The organism is Streptomyces sp. NPDC002130, assembly GCF_040296465.1.
Taxonomy (GTDB): Bacteria; Actinomycetota; Actinomycetes; order Streptomycetales; family Streptomycetaceae; genus Streptomyces.
The window spans coordinates 1-14,783 of record NZ_JBEOXI010000206.1; the positions used below are offsets into that span (position 1 = coordinate 1).

Consider the following 14,783-nt stretch of genomic DNA (forward strand, 5'->3'; position numbering starts at 1 on the left):
CCTGCGCACCGTCTGGGGCGCGAGCGACGCGGACATCGTCGTGTACATGGACGTGGACCTGTCCACCGGCCTCGACGGGCTGCTTCCGCTGGTCGCGCCGCTGGCCAGCGGTCACTCGGACCTCGCCATCGGTTCCCGGCTGGCCCCTGGGTCGCGCACGGTGCGCGGCCCGCGCCGCGAGTTCATCTCCCGCTGCTACAACGGCATCATCCGGCTCACGCACGGCGTCCGGTTCACCGACGCCCAGTGCGGATTCAAGGCGGCCCGCACCGAGGTGCTGCGGCCGTTGCTGCAGGTGACCCGCGACGACGCGTGGTTCTTCGACACCGAGCTGCTGCTGCTCGCCGAGCACAACGGACTGCGTGTCCACGAGGTCCCCGTCGACTGGGTCGAGGACGTCGACACCAGGGTGGACGTGGTGAACACCGCCACCGACGACCTGCGGGGCCTGTGGCGCATGGCGCGGCTCAAGGCATCCGGAGGCGCTCGGGTCGCCGTACCGTCTCGCCCCGCACCGGCCGCCGAGCACCCCGACGCGGTCCTCGCACCCGCTGCCCGACGTGGCGCGTTGTCCTGGGAGGTCGGCTGTTTCCTGGCGATCGGTGTCGTCTCCACGGTCGGGCAGGCGCTGCTGTACTGGCTGCTGCGCGGTTGGTGGAGCCCGGTTGTCGCCAACCTGGTCTCGCTGTTCGTCCTCACCGTCCTCAACACGGAGGCGAACCGACGCCTCACCTTCCGGTACTCCACTGTTCCGCCCGCGCGGGCGCACCTGGGCGCCGGGGGCCTGTTCGTCCTGGGGTACCTGGTCACCTCCGGCGCGGTGCTGTGGTTCAAATCGATCGACCCCGGGGCATCGACAGCCGCGGAGACAGCGATCCTCGCCACGGCGTCCGTCGCGGTCACCTGCGTGCGCTTCGCCGTGCTGCGGCTGGCCGTCTTCACCAGCGCCCCCCCGCCGTACCCGTTGACGAGAGCGACTTCCGACATGAGCAATCCCACGCACCTCAAGCCCGTACCGGCCGCCTCGACCCCCGACGACTCGCCTGCGTTCGTCCGCTCGCTGCCCGCCTGGACGGCACCGGCCGCACTCGGAGCGATCCTCGTGCTCGCGGCCGTCCTGTACAGCTGGGCAATGGGTTCCCTGGAATGGGCCAACAGCTACTACTCCGCGGCCGTGAAGTCGATGGGGAAGAGCTGGACCAACTTCCTCTTCGGCTCGTACGACCCGGCCGGGGTGATCACGGTCGACAAGCCGCCGGCCGCGCTGTGGCCGCAGGTGATCAGCAGCAAGATCTTCGGGCTGCACGGCTGGGCGCTGGTCCTGCCGCAGGTGATCGAGGGAGTGGCCGCGGTACTCGTCCTGCACCGCACCGTGCGGCGCTGGGCGGGGGAGGGGGCGGCGCTGGTCGCCGCACTGGTGCTCACTCTCACGCCCATCACCGTGGCCATCAACCGGGACAACAACCCCGACACACTGCTCGTCCTGCTGCTGGTGTCCGCGGCGTACGCGCTCACCCGCGCCTTGCAGGCCGAGGGCAGGACCGCGACCTGGTGGCTGTGCGCGAGCGGCTTCCTGATCGGGTGCGGATTCCTCACCAAAATGCTCGCCGCCTGGATGGTCATTCCCGCGTTCACCCTCGCCTGGCTCGTGGGAGGAAGCGGCCCCTGGATACCGCGAGTGCGGCGTCTGCTGGGCGCGGGGGCCATCCTGGCGGCGTCCTCCCTGTGGTGGGTCGCCATGGTCGCCCTGTGGCCGGGCGACCACCCCTACATCGGCGGCAGCAAGGACGGTTCGGCCTGGGATCTCGTGGTCGGCTACAACGGGCTGGGCCGGGTCTTCGGCTCGAGCGACGGGATGTCCCAGACCTTGAGCGGGTTCGGCGGCGGGTTCGGTGGCGCGTCCGGCCTGGGCCGGTTGTTCAACGCGCAGGTGGGCGGCCAGATCAGCTGGCTGCTGCCGGTCAGCGCACTGGCCCTGGCCGTCGCCCTGGTCGGCGTGGCGATGCGCCGACGCGGCATGCTGTCCGCCGACGCCGTGCTGCCGGCCTCCGGCTGGCTGCTGTGGGGGACCTGGCTGGTGGTCTGCGCGGCCGTGTACTCGACACAGAAGGGCATCTTCCACCCCTACTACACCACTCAGCTCGCTCCGGCGATCGCTGCCCTGTGCGGCGGACTGACCGCCGCCCTGGTCCGTGTCCACCGGGCCGGCGTGCGCTGGGCGCCCCTGGTGGGCGTGGCCGCGGTCGTGGTCAGCGCGGTCTGGGCCGTGGCACTGGTCCGCCGTGACTCCGACTGGAACGGCTGGCTGGTGTGGCCGGTCCTGCTGCTCGGCTGCGCCGCGGTCGTCCTGCTGCTCCTCGCGCGGCGGCATGGCAGGCTGCTGACGGTCGCCGTGGGTGCCGCCGTCGCGTCGGTCCTGGTGGCCCCGGGAGCGTGGGCGGTCAGCGTACCGGGCTCGACATCCGCGATGGGCGGCTCCAACCCGACGGCCGGTCCGACGACGCTCGGCTTCGGCGGGGGCGGCCGCATGCCCCGGCAGAGCGGGAACGACGGCGACCTTCCGTCGGGGATGCCGTCGGGGATGCCGTCGGGCTTCCCGGGTGGTGACGCGCCTTCGGGACAGTCCGGTCAGCCCTCCTCCGGCGATGTTCCTTCGGGAATGCCGTCAGGTATGCCGTCCGGTATGCCCACAGGGGGAGCGAACGGCATGCCCGGCATGTCCGGAGGCTCAACCTCGGGAGACAGCGACATGCCGTCGTTCCCCGGCGGCGGTTCCGGGAACGCCCCGAGCGGACGCGGCGGCTTCGGCGGCGGCGCGGAACTCACCAGCGAGCAGCGCAAGATCCTCGACTACGCCGTGGAGCACGCACCCCACGCCCGCATCAAGCTCGCCGTCGAAGGCGGTGCCATGGCCGCCAGTTCCTTCATCCTGGGCTCGGACGAGACCGTCATCGGCATGGGCGGTTTCACGAGCATGGACAACGCGCCGTCGGTGGACCAGTTGGAGGAGTGGACGAAGAGCGGGGAACTACGCTACGTCCTGGGCTCCGACACGAACAGCGGCGGCAGGCCGGGCATGACCGGGTCCGGCAACCACACCAAGCAGCGTTCCGACTGGATCGCCGACAACTGCACCAAGGTTCCGGCATCGACGTACGGCGGCACGTCGTCGAAGAGCAGCGGGAGTGCGATGGGCTTCGGAGCAGGAGCCGACGTGCTGTACGACTGCGCCGCCAAGTAGGCGACGCCGGAGCAACTGGTACCACCCGGGAGAACGGACCAGCATCACGTCATGACCGAGCAGTCCGCAACGCCTCGTCCGCGACATCGGCTTCTCGTGGTCGAGGACGAGCCCAGCATCCGCACCCTGCTGGAGGCGACGCTCCGCCTGACCGGATACGAGGTGAGCAGCACCGACACCGGACAGTCCGCCCTCGTCGAGGTCGAACGCCTGCGACCGCACCTGGTGCTGCTCGACGTGATGCTGCCCGACCTGGACGGCTTCGAGGTGACCCGCAGGCTGCGGGCGGCGGGTGACGAATGTCCGATCCTGTTCCTGACCGCCCGCACTGGCACCGACGAGCGCATCCAGGGCCTGAGCGTCGGCGGCGACGACTACGTCTCCAAACCGTTCAGCATCGAGGAGGTGCTGCTGCGCATCGAGGCCATCCTGCGCCGCACGGCACCGGTGGACGCGGCACTGCCACCACCGAGCGTCCTGCGCTACGCCGACCTCGAGCTCGACGAGGGCGCTCACGAGGTGCACCGCGCGGGACAGTACATCGCCCTGTCCCCGACCGAGTTCAAGCTCCTGGCCTACCTCCTGTCCAACGCCGGCCAGGTGGTGAGCAAGGTCCAGATCCTCGACCACGTCTGGGGCTACGACTTCGCCGGTGACGCCAGGATCATCGAGACGTACGTCCGCTACCTGCGCAGGAAGATCGACTCCTTCGAGCCGCCGCTCATCCAGACCGTGCGCGGCGTCGGCTACTGCCTGCGGCTGCCCCGCGACCACGAGGGGACGCCGGAGCAGTGATCCCCCGCCTGCCCAGGCCACCCGGCTCACTGCGACAACGACTGATCCTCGGCGTCACCGTCCTCGCCACGGCGGCGGTACTGACCTCCCAGGCCATCGGCTACGTGGTGCTCCGCTCCTGGCTGCTCGATCGCGTCGACCAGCAGCTGGTGGAGTTCCACCCCCCGACCCCGGCCTTCCGCGACGCCCTCCGGAATGCTTTCCCCGCGCCGACCGAGCACCTGGACGCACTGCCGTCGGATTTCCACGTCTACTTCTACGACTCCTCCGGGCACCGGCTGAACAACTCCCTCGGCACGGAGGTAAAGCCGGGGCCCCGGCTGGCCGATCAGGCGCAGGACCTCGGCTTGCGGGACGGGCACCCCGAAACCGTGTCCGCCATCAGCGGTGACGGCCGCTGGCGGGTACTGCTCAATCCCGGCCCGGACGGCATGAGCGCGGTGGTCGCCCTGCCGCTCGACACCGTCGACGGCGCCACCTCGAAGCTGCTGTGGCTGAACGCCGTGCTGCTCGCTGTCACGATCGCCGGCCTGCTCGCCCTGGGCCGGTGGGTGGTGAGGCTGGGACTGCTGCCACTGACCAGGACGGAACGAACCGCCCAGGACATCACCGCGGGCCGACTCGACCTGCGACTGCCGGACACCGACCCGCGCACCGAGATCGGACGGCTCGGCCGGGTGTTGAACTCCATGCTCGACCGGCTGCAGTCCGCCCTGCTGGCCCGAGAGGCATCCGAGGCGCGGCTGCGCCGGTTCGTCGCGGACGCCGGGCACGAACTGCGCACTCCGCTCACGGCCATTCAGGGGTACGCCCAGCTCGCGCTGCGTCCGGAGCGGCGCCCGGAGCGTGAGCTGCGGGAGGCCAACCGGTCCATCGCGCAGAACGCGGAGCGCATGAGCCTGCTCGTCGACGACCTCCAACTGCTCGCCACCCTGGACCGCGAACCCTCCTACCGCAGAGAACGGGTCGACCTGCTCTCGCTCGGGGCGGACGCGGTGAGCGCGGCCGCCGTCCACAGCCACTCCCACCCCGTCGACCTCGGCCCGCTGCCCACTCCGGCAGATCCGGGCGGCACCGAGGAACTCGACGTGGCCGAGACCGTCGGAGACCCGCGCCGACTGGGCCAGATCCTGGAGAACCTGCTGTCCAACGCCCGCATCCACACCCCGCCGGGCACCCGTGTCCACGTACGGGTGGGCACGACAGAGACCGGACCCGGAACCGGCGGCACCGACCGGCCGGGACGCACCTCGGCATCGCCGCCGCTCCCGGAGCGCCTCCCGGTCAGCGTGATCGAGGTGGCGGACGAAGGACCGGGCCTCGCCCCCGTCGACGCCGAGCACGTCTTCGAACGCTTCTACCGGGCCGACCCCGCCCGTTCCCGCAACCACGGCGGGAGCGGCCTCGGCCTCGCCATCGCCGCGGCCATCGCCCAGGGCCACGGCGGCCGTCTCGAACTCGATACCGTCCCGGGCGAGGGCTGCACCTTCCGCCTCGTTCTCCCCGCAGCCGACTTCGAGCAGGGCCCTTGATGAGTCGGTGTCTTCGGGTGCCAGGGGTGACGCGCAGCGCTCGCGCCGGTACGGGCGGCCGACGTTCCGACAGACCGTCGGCCGCGGCCCGCATGGCTGCGCCGAGGGTTGTCAGGCGCTGGCGTCGGGCGGCCCGGGCGGGTCCGCCGTCGGCTGGGCTCCCGCCGCCGGGGCTGGTGCAGAGTTCTCGTCCTATCCACGACCTGTTCCCCGGCCTGCCGCGGCAGAAGTGGAAACGCCGTTCCTGCGGCGCGGGAGCTCATGGCTGGCGGATCTTCGACTGGGCCCGCGTCGAGGTGCGGCCATGGCACCGCGAGGACCGCCGGCACTGATGCCGAACATCCGGTCGACACCGGCCTGTTGAAGGAGACGGACGACGAGGTCGCCGCCGGACACGAGAGGCATGGAGTGCTTCCTTTCCAGACGTCAGACGCAGGTTTCGCCGCCGTCGACGGCCAGGACGTGACCGGTGACGAAACTGGCCCGTGGGGAAGCGAGCCAGTACGCGGCTTCTGCGATCTCCTGCGGCGTGGCCACGCGGCCGAGCGGGGTCTGGGAGGCGACGACGTCGGCGTCGAGGCTCTCGTCGAGTTCCTCGAGTTGTCGCAGCATTCCGGTGCGGGTCAGGCCGGGGGCGATGGCGTTGACCCGAATGCCGTGCTGGCCGTGCTCGGCGGCGGCGGATCTGGTCAGCCCGATGACGCCGTGCTTGACCGCGGAGTACGCGGCCCCGCCGGCGTTGCCCACCAGGCCGGCGACCGACGAGGTGTTCACGATCGCGCCGTGCCCCTGTCGCACCATGACGGCCAGCTCCTGCTTCATGCACAGCCACACGCCACGCAGGTTCACCGAGGACGACAGCTCCCAGCTCGCGGTGCTGAGTTGTTCGAACGGCCCCACAGGCGGCGCGATGCCCGCGTTGTTGAAGGCGGCGTCCAGGGTGCCGTAGGTGCTGACCGCCGCCGCGACCATCCTCTCGACATCACTTTCGACGGACACGTCCGCCTGGACGGCGATCGCCCTGCCGCCCGCGTCGGCGGTCTCGGCGGCGGATCCGGAGCGGCCCGCCGCGACGACGCAGGCACCGCGCCCGGCGAACAGCTCCGCCGCCGCTCGCCCGATTCCCGAGCCGGCACCGGTCACGAGCACGACTGATCCGTTCATGCCGCGGCCGCATCGATATGGTCGCCATCTTCCCCGACCACCCCGCCCTGATCCGCCTGGTCGGAGCGGTGCTGGCCGAGCAGAACGACGAATGGACCGAAACTGGTCGATACATGGGCCTCGGCCTCCTGGCCAAGGCCCGCCTCCACCCGATCGAGTCAGAAACCGACGAGACCGTCCTCCCGACCGAACTCACCGCCTAGCCTCAAGGAAGAGATCACCGAGTGGCCTGGTCGTATGGCGCTGGACGGCGTGCACCACCCTGGGTGGGCGCCGTGGCGGCTGTGATTCAGTGAGGACGAGGGTTGACGTCGAAGCGCCGGAACAGTTCGGTGAAGAACTTCTGAAGCACGGTCCGGGCGTGCTCGGGGCTGATGTCTCAGCAAGGCGTGAAGCGAAGGCAGTCGGGCAAGACCACAGTCATTGCCGTCGGCGTTTGCCGGTTGCCCCGGTCGTGCGGGCAATGAAGGCGGCCCTCCCCTCTTCTGTGGCTGTACCGTCCGACATGTGACGGGCAGTGGCGATGAAGCAGCGCAGGCGCAGGTCGGCCAGACTCTCGATGAAGTACCGGTCGGAGAGTGACGAACCCGGTGGGTGTGCGAGCTTCGCGCTCATCCACTCCACCAGGGTGGATCCTGCCCCGCGTGCGGTTCTGGGCCGGTCGAGGCGGGCCTGGTCCTCCCGGCCGCCGGTTGCCCGCGTCCATGTCTGGTCGAGCGCGGTTCGGACCTCGTGACGCAGCGCGTCGAGTTCGTCCATGCTTGCGTGGACTAGTCGATCCAGTCGTTCCTCGGGCGAGGTCTCCTCGCGACGCGCCATCTGGGATGCGTGGCTGATCGCGGCCATTTCCCAGACCGGGAAGAGATCGTCGCTCTCCACATCCGAGTCCAGGGCCAGCGCCGCTTCCAGGTCGGCCATGAAGGCGAGGTCGTCTTCGGGTAACTCCGGGAGGTTGAGGCCGGTAAGTACTCCGAGGAGGCGCTCGTCGACTTCCGCCTGGGGCGCTCGGGAGAGTTCGGGAACGCGACGCAGGTTGATCCGCATCTGCCGGATGGCCCTTCCTCCCCGTTCGAGATCGAGGAGGGCCTCGGCCTCAGCTTCTTCGTATTGTGGCGTCAGCTCGCCTCGCCACTCCTGAGGCACGGATGCCGCGACTTTCGCGACCTCGTCTTCCTGGGAGAACCGGCTGGCGAAGTAGGCACGGGCCAGCGCGAATTTCAGCGCGGACTCATGTACGGGAGCGTCGTCGAAGAATGCCATCAGGGCGAGGTCGTCCACACTGCGGCGTGGGCCGGCATGTCGGGCCAGTGAGAGCACCAGTTCCTCGGTACCGGGCGGGTACTCCGTCCTGGTGCCGGCCCGGCCCATGTAGTCGACCCGGGGGCGGGGGAGGAGGCCGTGCTGCCGCCAGCGTTCAAGCTGGGCGGCGCTGACAGGGTGGCCGGCGGCGGCTGCCGCGTTCATCAGGTGCTGATCGGCGCGGCTTGGTGCGGTTCGTGGCATGAGGGAACGCTACGGATCCAGGCGGAGTACTTACTCGGCGGAAGACGCGGGGGTCTAGTAGCCCGGCATCGCGGGTCAGCCTGGAAGGCACCTGAGCGTTGTTGGGCGGCGCAGCGGGCCTCGCCGACGGGGCTGTACGAGGCGCGGCGTCCGCGACGGGACGCACACGTCGATGTGGACGGCTTGGCGCGGGGGCCGCGTGCAGTGATCGGGGACTGACTACGGAGTGTGACTACAGCTGGGCGGTGTCTTGACTGCTGCGGGTTGATGACCCCGCGTCTGCCGCCCGAACCAGCACGCTCCAGTTCCGGTGCTGGTTCCGTGCTGACTCATAGGCCCTCGAAGAGGAAAAGCCGCAGGTCCTAGCCCCGATCGAATGAGTTGTCGTACTACTCGATGGTGGTGCCGATGAGGCTGGCGGCGACGATGCGCTTGAGATTGCCCCGGGGTGGGGGAGCGGTTGCTTCGGAGGCCATGGGCGCCACTTCCTCGTGTGCGATGGGGACGGGTACGTGTCGGCACACGGTAGAAACATGCAGGTCAGAGGCACATGTGACGGGGCGCCATAGTTCGAGGGTTGGCTATGCGTGTGGCCACCATGCCGGCTCACGGCAGGGCGGTTCAGGGGCTCGAAGGTGGTCGAAACCACTGCTGTCCGTGACGCGCAGTTCGGAGTGATTTGACGGTGCGGTGCTGACTCCCGTGCTGACGTGGTGCTGACTCCCGAACCCACCCACCGATCGAGACTCTCGGTCAGGCTGATCGCGGGGCGGGTCATTAGACTCGGCGGATGGCTTTGCAGTGGGAGCAGTTGATCATCGATGCGGCGAATCACGCGGAGTTGGGGCGATGGTGGGCTCGGGCCCTCGATTGGGTGGTGGTCGCCGACAACGACGAGGAGTTCGAGATCAGGCCGGAGCCACATCGTCTCCCGGGCATCCTCTTCACCCCGGTGGCGGACGAGAAGACCGTGAAGAACCGGCTCCACCTGGACCTGCGGCCGGATGATCAGAGCCGTGAGGTCGCTCGCCTGGTGGCTCTCGGAGCGCGGCACGTCGACATCGGCCAGCGCGACGAGCCGTGGGTCGTTCTGGCCGACCCGGAAGGCAACGAGTTCTGCGTGCTCGGCCCCCGGAGGAACTGACAGGGCTGTCGTCGGTTCTCTTCCGAGCGGCGCGTCCCGCACGCAGCCCAGCGGCACGGCTCATGCCGCCGACCGTCGCTCGCGCAGCTTCGTGTCCTACGGCAGATGGAAGCGGTGGAACTCGCCGAGCACTGGGTCGTTCCCGACGCCGGCACCGGTGTCCTCGGTCCAACGGCGCTCGAAACCACTGCTCTTGCTCGCGTCGCGGTGCCACTTCTCGGTTCGCTGCCACTGCGGGGGCACGCCGGGCTCCCAGCGCAGGGCCGAGGCCTGGAACGGTATGCCAGGAGTCCTCCCACACGCGTCCCTCAACTTGCCTCGCAGCTCAGCGGTATGCGGAACAGTCCCGGCGACTCCGGCCTCGCTGGACCGCTTCGAGCGGGTGGGGGCACCGCTTCGTCACAGCCCGCCGTGGGCAACGTTGCCCGTCCTCAGGTGCGGTTATTGACATGGTCTTGCGCGAGGGGTCAGGATCACGCCTGCAAGTACGGGATTGAATCGATTCAACGAACTCGGTTCCACCTCCACAGCTGCCCCGCTCCCCGCAGCACTCCTCGGAAGGTCCCCTCGATGCAGTACATCTCCCGCCGGTCCGCCCTGTGCTCCGCCATAGCCGTGGCCCTCGCCCCGACCCTGGGCTCCCTGGTTCTTCCCGGCCTCGCACCGGCGGCGTCCGCCGCGGTCTCCTGGACCGCGAAGTGGATCTGGGCGCCGTCCAGCACGACGAACCAGTGGGTGGCCTTCCGTAGATCGTTCACCCTCGCGACCGCCCCGTCGAAGGCGGTGACGCGGATCGCGGCGGACTCGAAGTACTGGCTGTGGGTGAACGGGACGCTGGTGGTCTTCGAGGGCGGGCTCAAGCGCGGCCCGAACCGCACTGACACCTACTACGACGAGATCGACCTCGCCCCGTACCTCACCGGCGGCACCAACACGATCGCCCTCCTGGTCTGGTACTTCGGCAAGCAGGGCTTCTCGCACAACAGCAGCGGCAGGGGCGGGCTGCTGTTCCAGTCCGACATCCAGGCGGGCTCGACGACTACCCGTCTGGTCAGCGACACCGGCTGGAAGCACACCGTCCACCCGGGCTACTCGAACAACACCAGCGGTACGCAGGTGAACTTCCGGCTGCCCGAGTCCAACATCTTCTACGACGCCCGAGCCGCCGCCGTCGTGTCGGGCTGGCGGTCACCCGGCTTCAACGACAGCGGCTGGACAGCACCGACCGACTTCGGTGCCGCCGGTGCCTCGCCCTGGAACGCCCTCGTCGAGCGGCCGATCCCGCTGTTCCGCCACTCCGGTCTGAAGTCCTACACCAACGCCGCCTCGCTGCCGTCCATGGGACAGGGCGCCACCGCGATCTCGGCCACCTTGCCCTCCAACATCCAGGTGACCCCGTTTCTGAAGGTGGACGCCCCGGCCGGGGCGGTGATCGGCCTCCAGACCGATCACTACGACGACGGCGCGGGCCTGACCGGGATCGAGCCGGGGACGCAGTACAACATGCGCGCCACCTACGTCTGCACCGGCGGCGTCCAGGAGTTCGAGTCCCTGGCGTGGATGAGCGGTACGGCCGTGCGGTACACGATCCCCGCCGGCGTGAGCATCCTGGACCTCAAGTATCGGGAGTCCGGCTACGACACCGACTTCACCGGCTCGTTCAGCAGCGATGACGCCTTCCTCGACAGCCTGTGGACCAAGGCCGCCCGCACCATGTACGTCAACATGCGGGACAACTACATGGACTGCCCCACCCGCGAACGGGCCCAGTGGTGGGGCGATGTGGTCAACCAGCTCAAGGAGGGCTTCTACACCTTCGACACCCGCTCCCACGCACTCGGCAAGAAGGCCATCGCCCAGCTCGCCGCCTGGCAGAAGGACAGCGGGGCACTGTACTCGCCGGTCCCGACGACCATCTGGACCGCCGAACTGCCCGTCCAGATGCTCGCCTCGGTGTGGTCGTTCTGGACGTACTACCTCTACACCGGTGACGCGAGCGCCGTCACCGGTGCTTATCCGGCGGTCAAGAAGTACCTGAGCCTGTGGAATCTCGACAGCGACGGCCTGGTCAACCACCGTGCCGGCGACTGGGACTGGGAGGACTGGGGCAGCAACATCGACGCCCGCGTCCTGGACAACTGCTGGTACTACCTGGCCCTGGACACCGCCGCCAAGCTCGCCGACCTCAGCGGTAACACCGCGGACGTGGCCGGATGGCAGACCCGGCGCGACAGCATCAAGGCCAACTTCGACCGGGTCCTGTGGGACGCGTCCCGGAACGAGTACCGCTCACCCGGCTACAACGGCGACACGGACGATCGCGGCAACGCCCTCGCGGTGGTCGCCGGGCTGGCTGCCGCCTCCCGCCACCGCGCGGTGACCGAGGTGCTGCGCACCCACCTCAACGCCAGCCCCTACATGGAGTTCTACGTCCTGGAGGCGCTGTATCTGATGGGTGCGGCCACCGTCGCCGAGGAGCGGATGCGCAACCGCTTCGCCGCGCAGGTCGCCGACCCCGCGTGCCACACGCTGTGGGAGCTGTGGACCAAGGCCGACGGCACCGACAACCACGCCTGGAACGGCGGCCCGTTGTACGCGCTGTCCGCGTACGCGGCCGGAGTCCGCCCCACCGAGCCGGGCTGGACGCGGTACGAGGTCATCCCGCAGACGGGCACCCTCACGAAGATCAGCACGGTGACACCCACGGCCAAGGGCGACATCCGCTTCGGCATCGTGCGCGAGGGCACCCGGACCACCCTGACGCTGACCTCGCCGAACGGGGCGACCGCCCGGGTGGGCGTGCCCACGTACGGCGGCTCCCAGCCGGTCATCAAGGCGAACGGCACGACGGTCTTCACCGGAGGCTCCTCCACCGGCAGCGTCAGCGGTCTGAGCCATGCGGGCAAGGACCCCTCGTACGTGTATTTCACCGTCCAGCCGGGCACGTGGACGTTCACGGCGACGGGAACGGGCCGCGTCGACGATCTGGCCCTGGGCCGGCCGGTCACCAGCAACAACAGCCTGGAGAACAGTGACTGGGGGAGGAACCGGCTCACCGACGGCACGCTCCGGAGCGTGAGCGGTGCCAAGGGCTACACCAGCAACGAGTTCGCCTCCGCCGACGTCGGCGTCAACCCCGTGTGGGTGGAGGTCGACCTCGGAGCCGACACCGACCTCGACGCCGTACGCCTCTTCCCCCGCACCGACACCCCGGCCGTGGGCGGCGGAACCGCGGGCTTCCCCGTCGACTTCACGATCCGGACCCGCCCCGACGGCTCCGGCACGTACACCACCGTACGCACCATCACCGGTCAGCCGAATCCCGACGGGCTCGTGCAGACGTACGGATTCAGGACGACCACCGCCCGCTATGTGCGCCTCGAGACGACCGAGCTCGGCACGCCCGCGTCCGACGAGCCCACCAAGCACCGTCTCCAGCTCGCCGAACTCACCGTCCCCACTGCCGGGACCACCGCCACCAGCAACTGCACCCTGGAGAACGGCGACTGGGGCAAGACCCGGGTGCTGGACGGCACCACCACGAGCGTGGCCGGCTCCAAGGGCTTCACGAGCATCGACTTCTCCTCCGCCGATGTCAGGGACACTCCGGTGTGGGTCGAGGTCGACCTCGGTGCCGACCGGGCGATCGGCGCCGTCACCCTCCACCCGCGCACCGACACCCTGGCGGCGGGTGGCGGAACCGCTGGCTTCCCGGCCGATTTCACGCTGCAGACCCGCGCCGACGGCGGCTCCTCCTACACCACCGTGCGCACCGTCACCGGCCAGAGCAACCCTGACGGGGCCGCCCAGACCTACACGCTCACCGCCGCCGACGGCCGCTACCTGCGCCTGCACGCCACCGGGCTCGGCAGGCCGGCCTCGGACGAGTCCACCCGCTACCGTCTCCAACTCGCCGAAATAAGCATCAAGTAGAACGGCGAAGACGGGCCTACGTCCATCTGCCGACATGGGGGCTGATGGTGGCAGCGGGCGGTGCGGTCGGCGGCGAGCGTTCCGACGCCGCCCGCAGCCGTGCCCGGGTGCTGGAGGTGGCCCGCCGCCTGGTCTCCGAGCAGGGCGCGGAACACCTCACCATGGAGGCGGTCGCGAAGTCTCTCGGACCTGGGCGCCTCGCTGGGGCGGCGGCTCCGCCTGCAGAACCGCAACGCCTCCGACACGGGGCCGCGCCTTCCACCGCCACGTCTCGAACTCCCTGCGGGAAGCGGGTCGCGGATCCGGAGCAGGCGCGCGCCGCGATCGCCGGATACTGGTGCTCAACGACGTCAGCGATCGTCACCCTCGCTTCCGGTGACGTGATCGCCACGGGCACTCCCGGCGGGGTCGGGCACGCCCGCAAGCCGGCCCGCTACCTGGGGGACGGTTCGGTACTCGTCACCCGGATCGAGGGGATCGGAGAGTGCCGCAACACCTGTCGTGGGGAGCAGCGGTGAGCGGCCGGCCGGACGCGATGCCGGAGTGGGTCGCCAAGGGTACGGCGGCCTTCGAAGCCGAAGTGGACTGGGCGACCGACCCGGCCCTCACCAGGCCCTCGTACCTGCCGGGCTGGAGCCGGGCACACGTCGTCGCGCACGTGGCGCGCAACGCGGACGCGCTGCTCAACCTGCTGAACCGGGCCCGCACGGGCGTCGAGACTCCCATGGACACGAGTCCCGACCAGCGGGGGAGCGAGATAGAGGAAGGCGCCCGTCGCCCGGCCGACGAGCTGCGCGCGGACCTGCTCGCGGCCGACGGCCGCCTCGCCGAGGAACTCGCCACGCTGCCCGACGCGTGCTGGCAGGCGCCCGTCCGGACCGCCCGGGGACGCGATCCGGTCCGGGAGGTTCCCTGGATGCGTGCGCCCGGAGCGGGACGCGCCGTCCGGCGTCGAAGTGGTCAGGCGCCGCGGCGCGGATGCCGACTACCTCTTCCTGATCGACCACGCCGGCCGCGGAGCCGAGATCCCCGCCGATGGCGTCGAACTCCTTACGGGGAAACCGGTGGTGGGCTCGGTCACCGTTCCCGAGGGAGGCGTCGCCGTCGTCCGCGAGCCGCTGCCCGGATCGAGTGCTGCGTGAGGATCTGACGTTGTCGAGCGCGGTGAGGCTGACACAACGTCCGGATGTCGCCTCCCGGCCGGACAGGTCACTCGTTGCCCCGTTTCGCGACGGCCCGGATGCTCGGGTACCGGAGCTGAGCCAAGCCACCAGACCTCGTCGTACGGCCGGGAGACACCATGACCGCACTGTCGCCGCACCTACGCCGGGCCACGCCCTGGTGGCGGCCCGGGGCGACGGCGTCCATCTCCACGAAACGCCGGATGCCCGCCTTCGCCTTCAGGCGTGTGCGCACGGGGAGGACCGGCGAACCGGCGAAGCGCGCGCCGCTCTTCGCGGACAGCTTCACC

At 69.9% G+C, this 14,783-nt stretch carries 11 protein-coding genes and 3 pseudogenes; 9 read left to right on the forward strand and 5 right to left on the reverse strand.

What is annotated here, in order from left to right:
* From ABT116_RS30635 to ABT116_RS30650, 4 genes and pseudogenes are all read left to right on the forward strand, one after another.
* A partial coding sequence (locus ABT116_RS30635) for a glycosyltransferase family 39 protein (protein ID WP_351640517.1) occupies positions 1-3,241 on the forward strand: 3,241 nt, incomplete at its 5' end.
* A gap of 51 nt (positions 3,242-3,292) precedes the next feature.
* A complete protein-coding gene (locus tag ABT116_RS30640; RefSeq protein WP_351640518.1) occupies positions 3,293-4,036 on the forward strand; it encodes a response regulator transcription factor in 744 nt (247 codons plus the stop codon).
* Positions 4,033-5,568, forward strand: a complete 1,536-nt coding sequence (locus ABT116_RS30645) for a sensor histidine kinase (RefSeq protein ID WP_351640519.1) — start codon at positions 4,033-4,035, stop codon at positions 5,566-5,568. Before ABT116_RS30640 ends, ABT116_RS30645 begins: the two co-directional genes overlap by 4 nt.
* Before the next feature lie 191 nt (positions 5,569-5,759).
* Positions 5,760-5,897: pseudogene (locus ABT116_RS30650) on the forward strand (IS701 family transposase); the annotation flags it as partial.
* Positions 5,898-5,994: 97 nt separating this feature from the next.
* On the opposite strand, the gene ABT116_RS30655 reads toward ABT116_RS30650, so the two are convergent.
* Positions 5,995-6,732 (reverse strand): SDR family NAD(P)-dependent oxidoreductase, encoded by a 738-nt coding sequence (locus tag ABT116_RS30655; protein WP_351640520.1) that lies wholly within the window; start codon positions 6,730-6,732, stop codon positions 5,995-5,997.
* Here ABT116_RS30655 and ABT116_RS30660 point away from each other — a divergent pair.
* A pseudogene (locus tag ABT116_RS30660) lies at positions 6,717-6,935 on the forward strand (transposase); the annotation flags it as partial. The gene ABT116_RS30655 and the pseudogene ABT116_RS30660 overlap by 16 nt on opposite strands.
* A gap of 217 nt (positions 6,936-7,152) precedes the next feature.
* Here the strand turns inward: ABT116_RS30660 and ABT116_RS30665 are convergent.
* Entirely contained in the window at positions 7,153-8,235 is a 1,083-nt protein-coding gene (locus ABT116_RS30665) for a hypothetical protein (protein WP_351640522.1), read from the reverse strand.
* Positions 8,236-8,624: 389 nt separating this feature from the next.
* Positions 8,625-8,759, reverse strand: coding sequence for a hypothetical protein (locus ABT116_RS30670; protein ID WP_351640531.1), 135 nt, complete (start codon positions 8,757-8,759; stop codon positions 8,625-8,627).
* Positions 8,760-9,025: 266 nt separating this feature from the next.
* Here ABT116_RS30670 and ABT116_RS30675 point away from each other — a divergent pair, with 266 nt between their 5' ends.
* The gene (locus tag ABT116_RS30675) at positions 9,026-9,379 is read left to right on the forward strand and encodes a VOC family protein (RefSeq protein ID WP_351640524.1); all 354 of its coding nucleotides are present in this window, start codon (positions 9,026-9,028) and stop codon (positions 9,377-9,379) included.
* Between the two features lie 96 nt (positions 9,380-9,475).
* Here the strand turns inward: ABT116_RS30675 and ABT116_RS30680 are convergent, their stop codons facing one another.
* Entirely contained in the window at positions 9,476-9,622 is a 147-nt protein-coding gene (locus tag ABT116_RS30680; RefSeq protein WP_351640526.1) for a hypothetical protein, read from the reverse strand.
* 327 nt (positions 9,623-9,949) lie between these two features.
* Between ABT116_RS30680 and ABT116_RS30685 the strand changes: the two genes are divergently transcribed.
* The 3 genes and pseudogenes from ABT116_RS30685 to ABT116_RS50960 all read left to right on the forward strand — a co-directional run.
* Complete coding sequence (locus ABT116_RS30685) at positions 9,950-13,312, forward strand: alpha-L-rhamnosidase-related protein (protein WP_351640527.1); 3,363 nt, start codon at positions 9,950-9,952, stop codon at positions 13,310-13,312.
* Positions 13,313-13,356: 44 nt separating this feature from the next.
* Entirely contained in the window at positions 13,357-13,830 is a 474-nt protein-coding gene (locus tag ABT116_RS30690) for a fumarylacetoacetate hydrolase family protein (RefSeq protein WP_351640528.1), read from the forward strand.
* A 17-nt stretch (positions 13,831-13,847) separates the two neighbouring features.
* Positions 13,848-14,430, forward strand: a pseudogene (locus tag ABT116_RS50960) (maleylpyruvate isomerase N-terminal domain-containing protein); the annotation flags it as partial.
* A 91-nt stretch (positions 14,431-14,521) separates the two neighbouring features.
* On the opposite strand, the gene ABT116_RS30705 reads toward ABT116_RS50960, so the two are convergent.
* Positions 14,522-14,783: hypothetical protein (locus tag ABT116_RS30705; RefSeq protein ID WP_351640530.1), on the reverse strand; the 262-nt coding region annotated here is incomplete at its 5' end.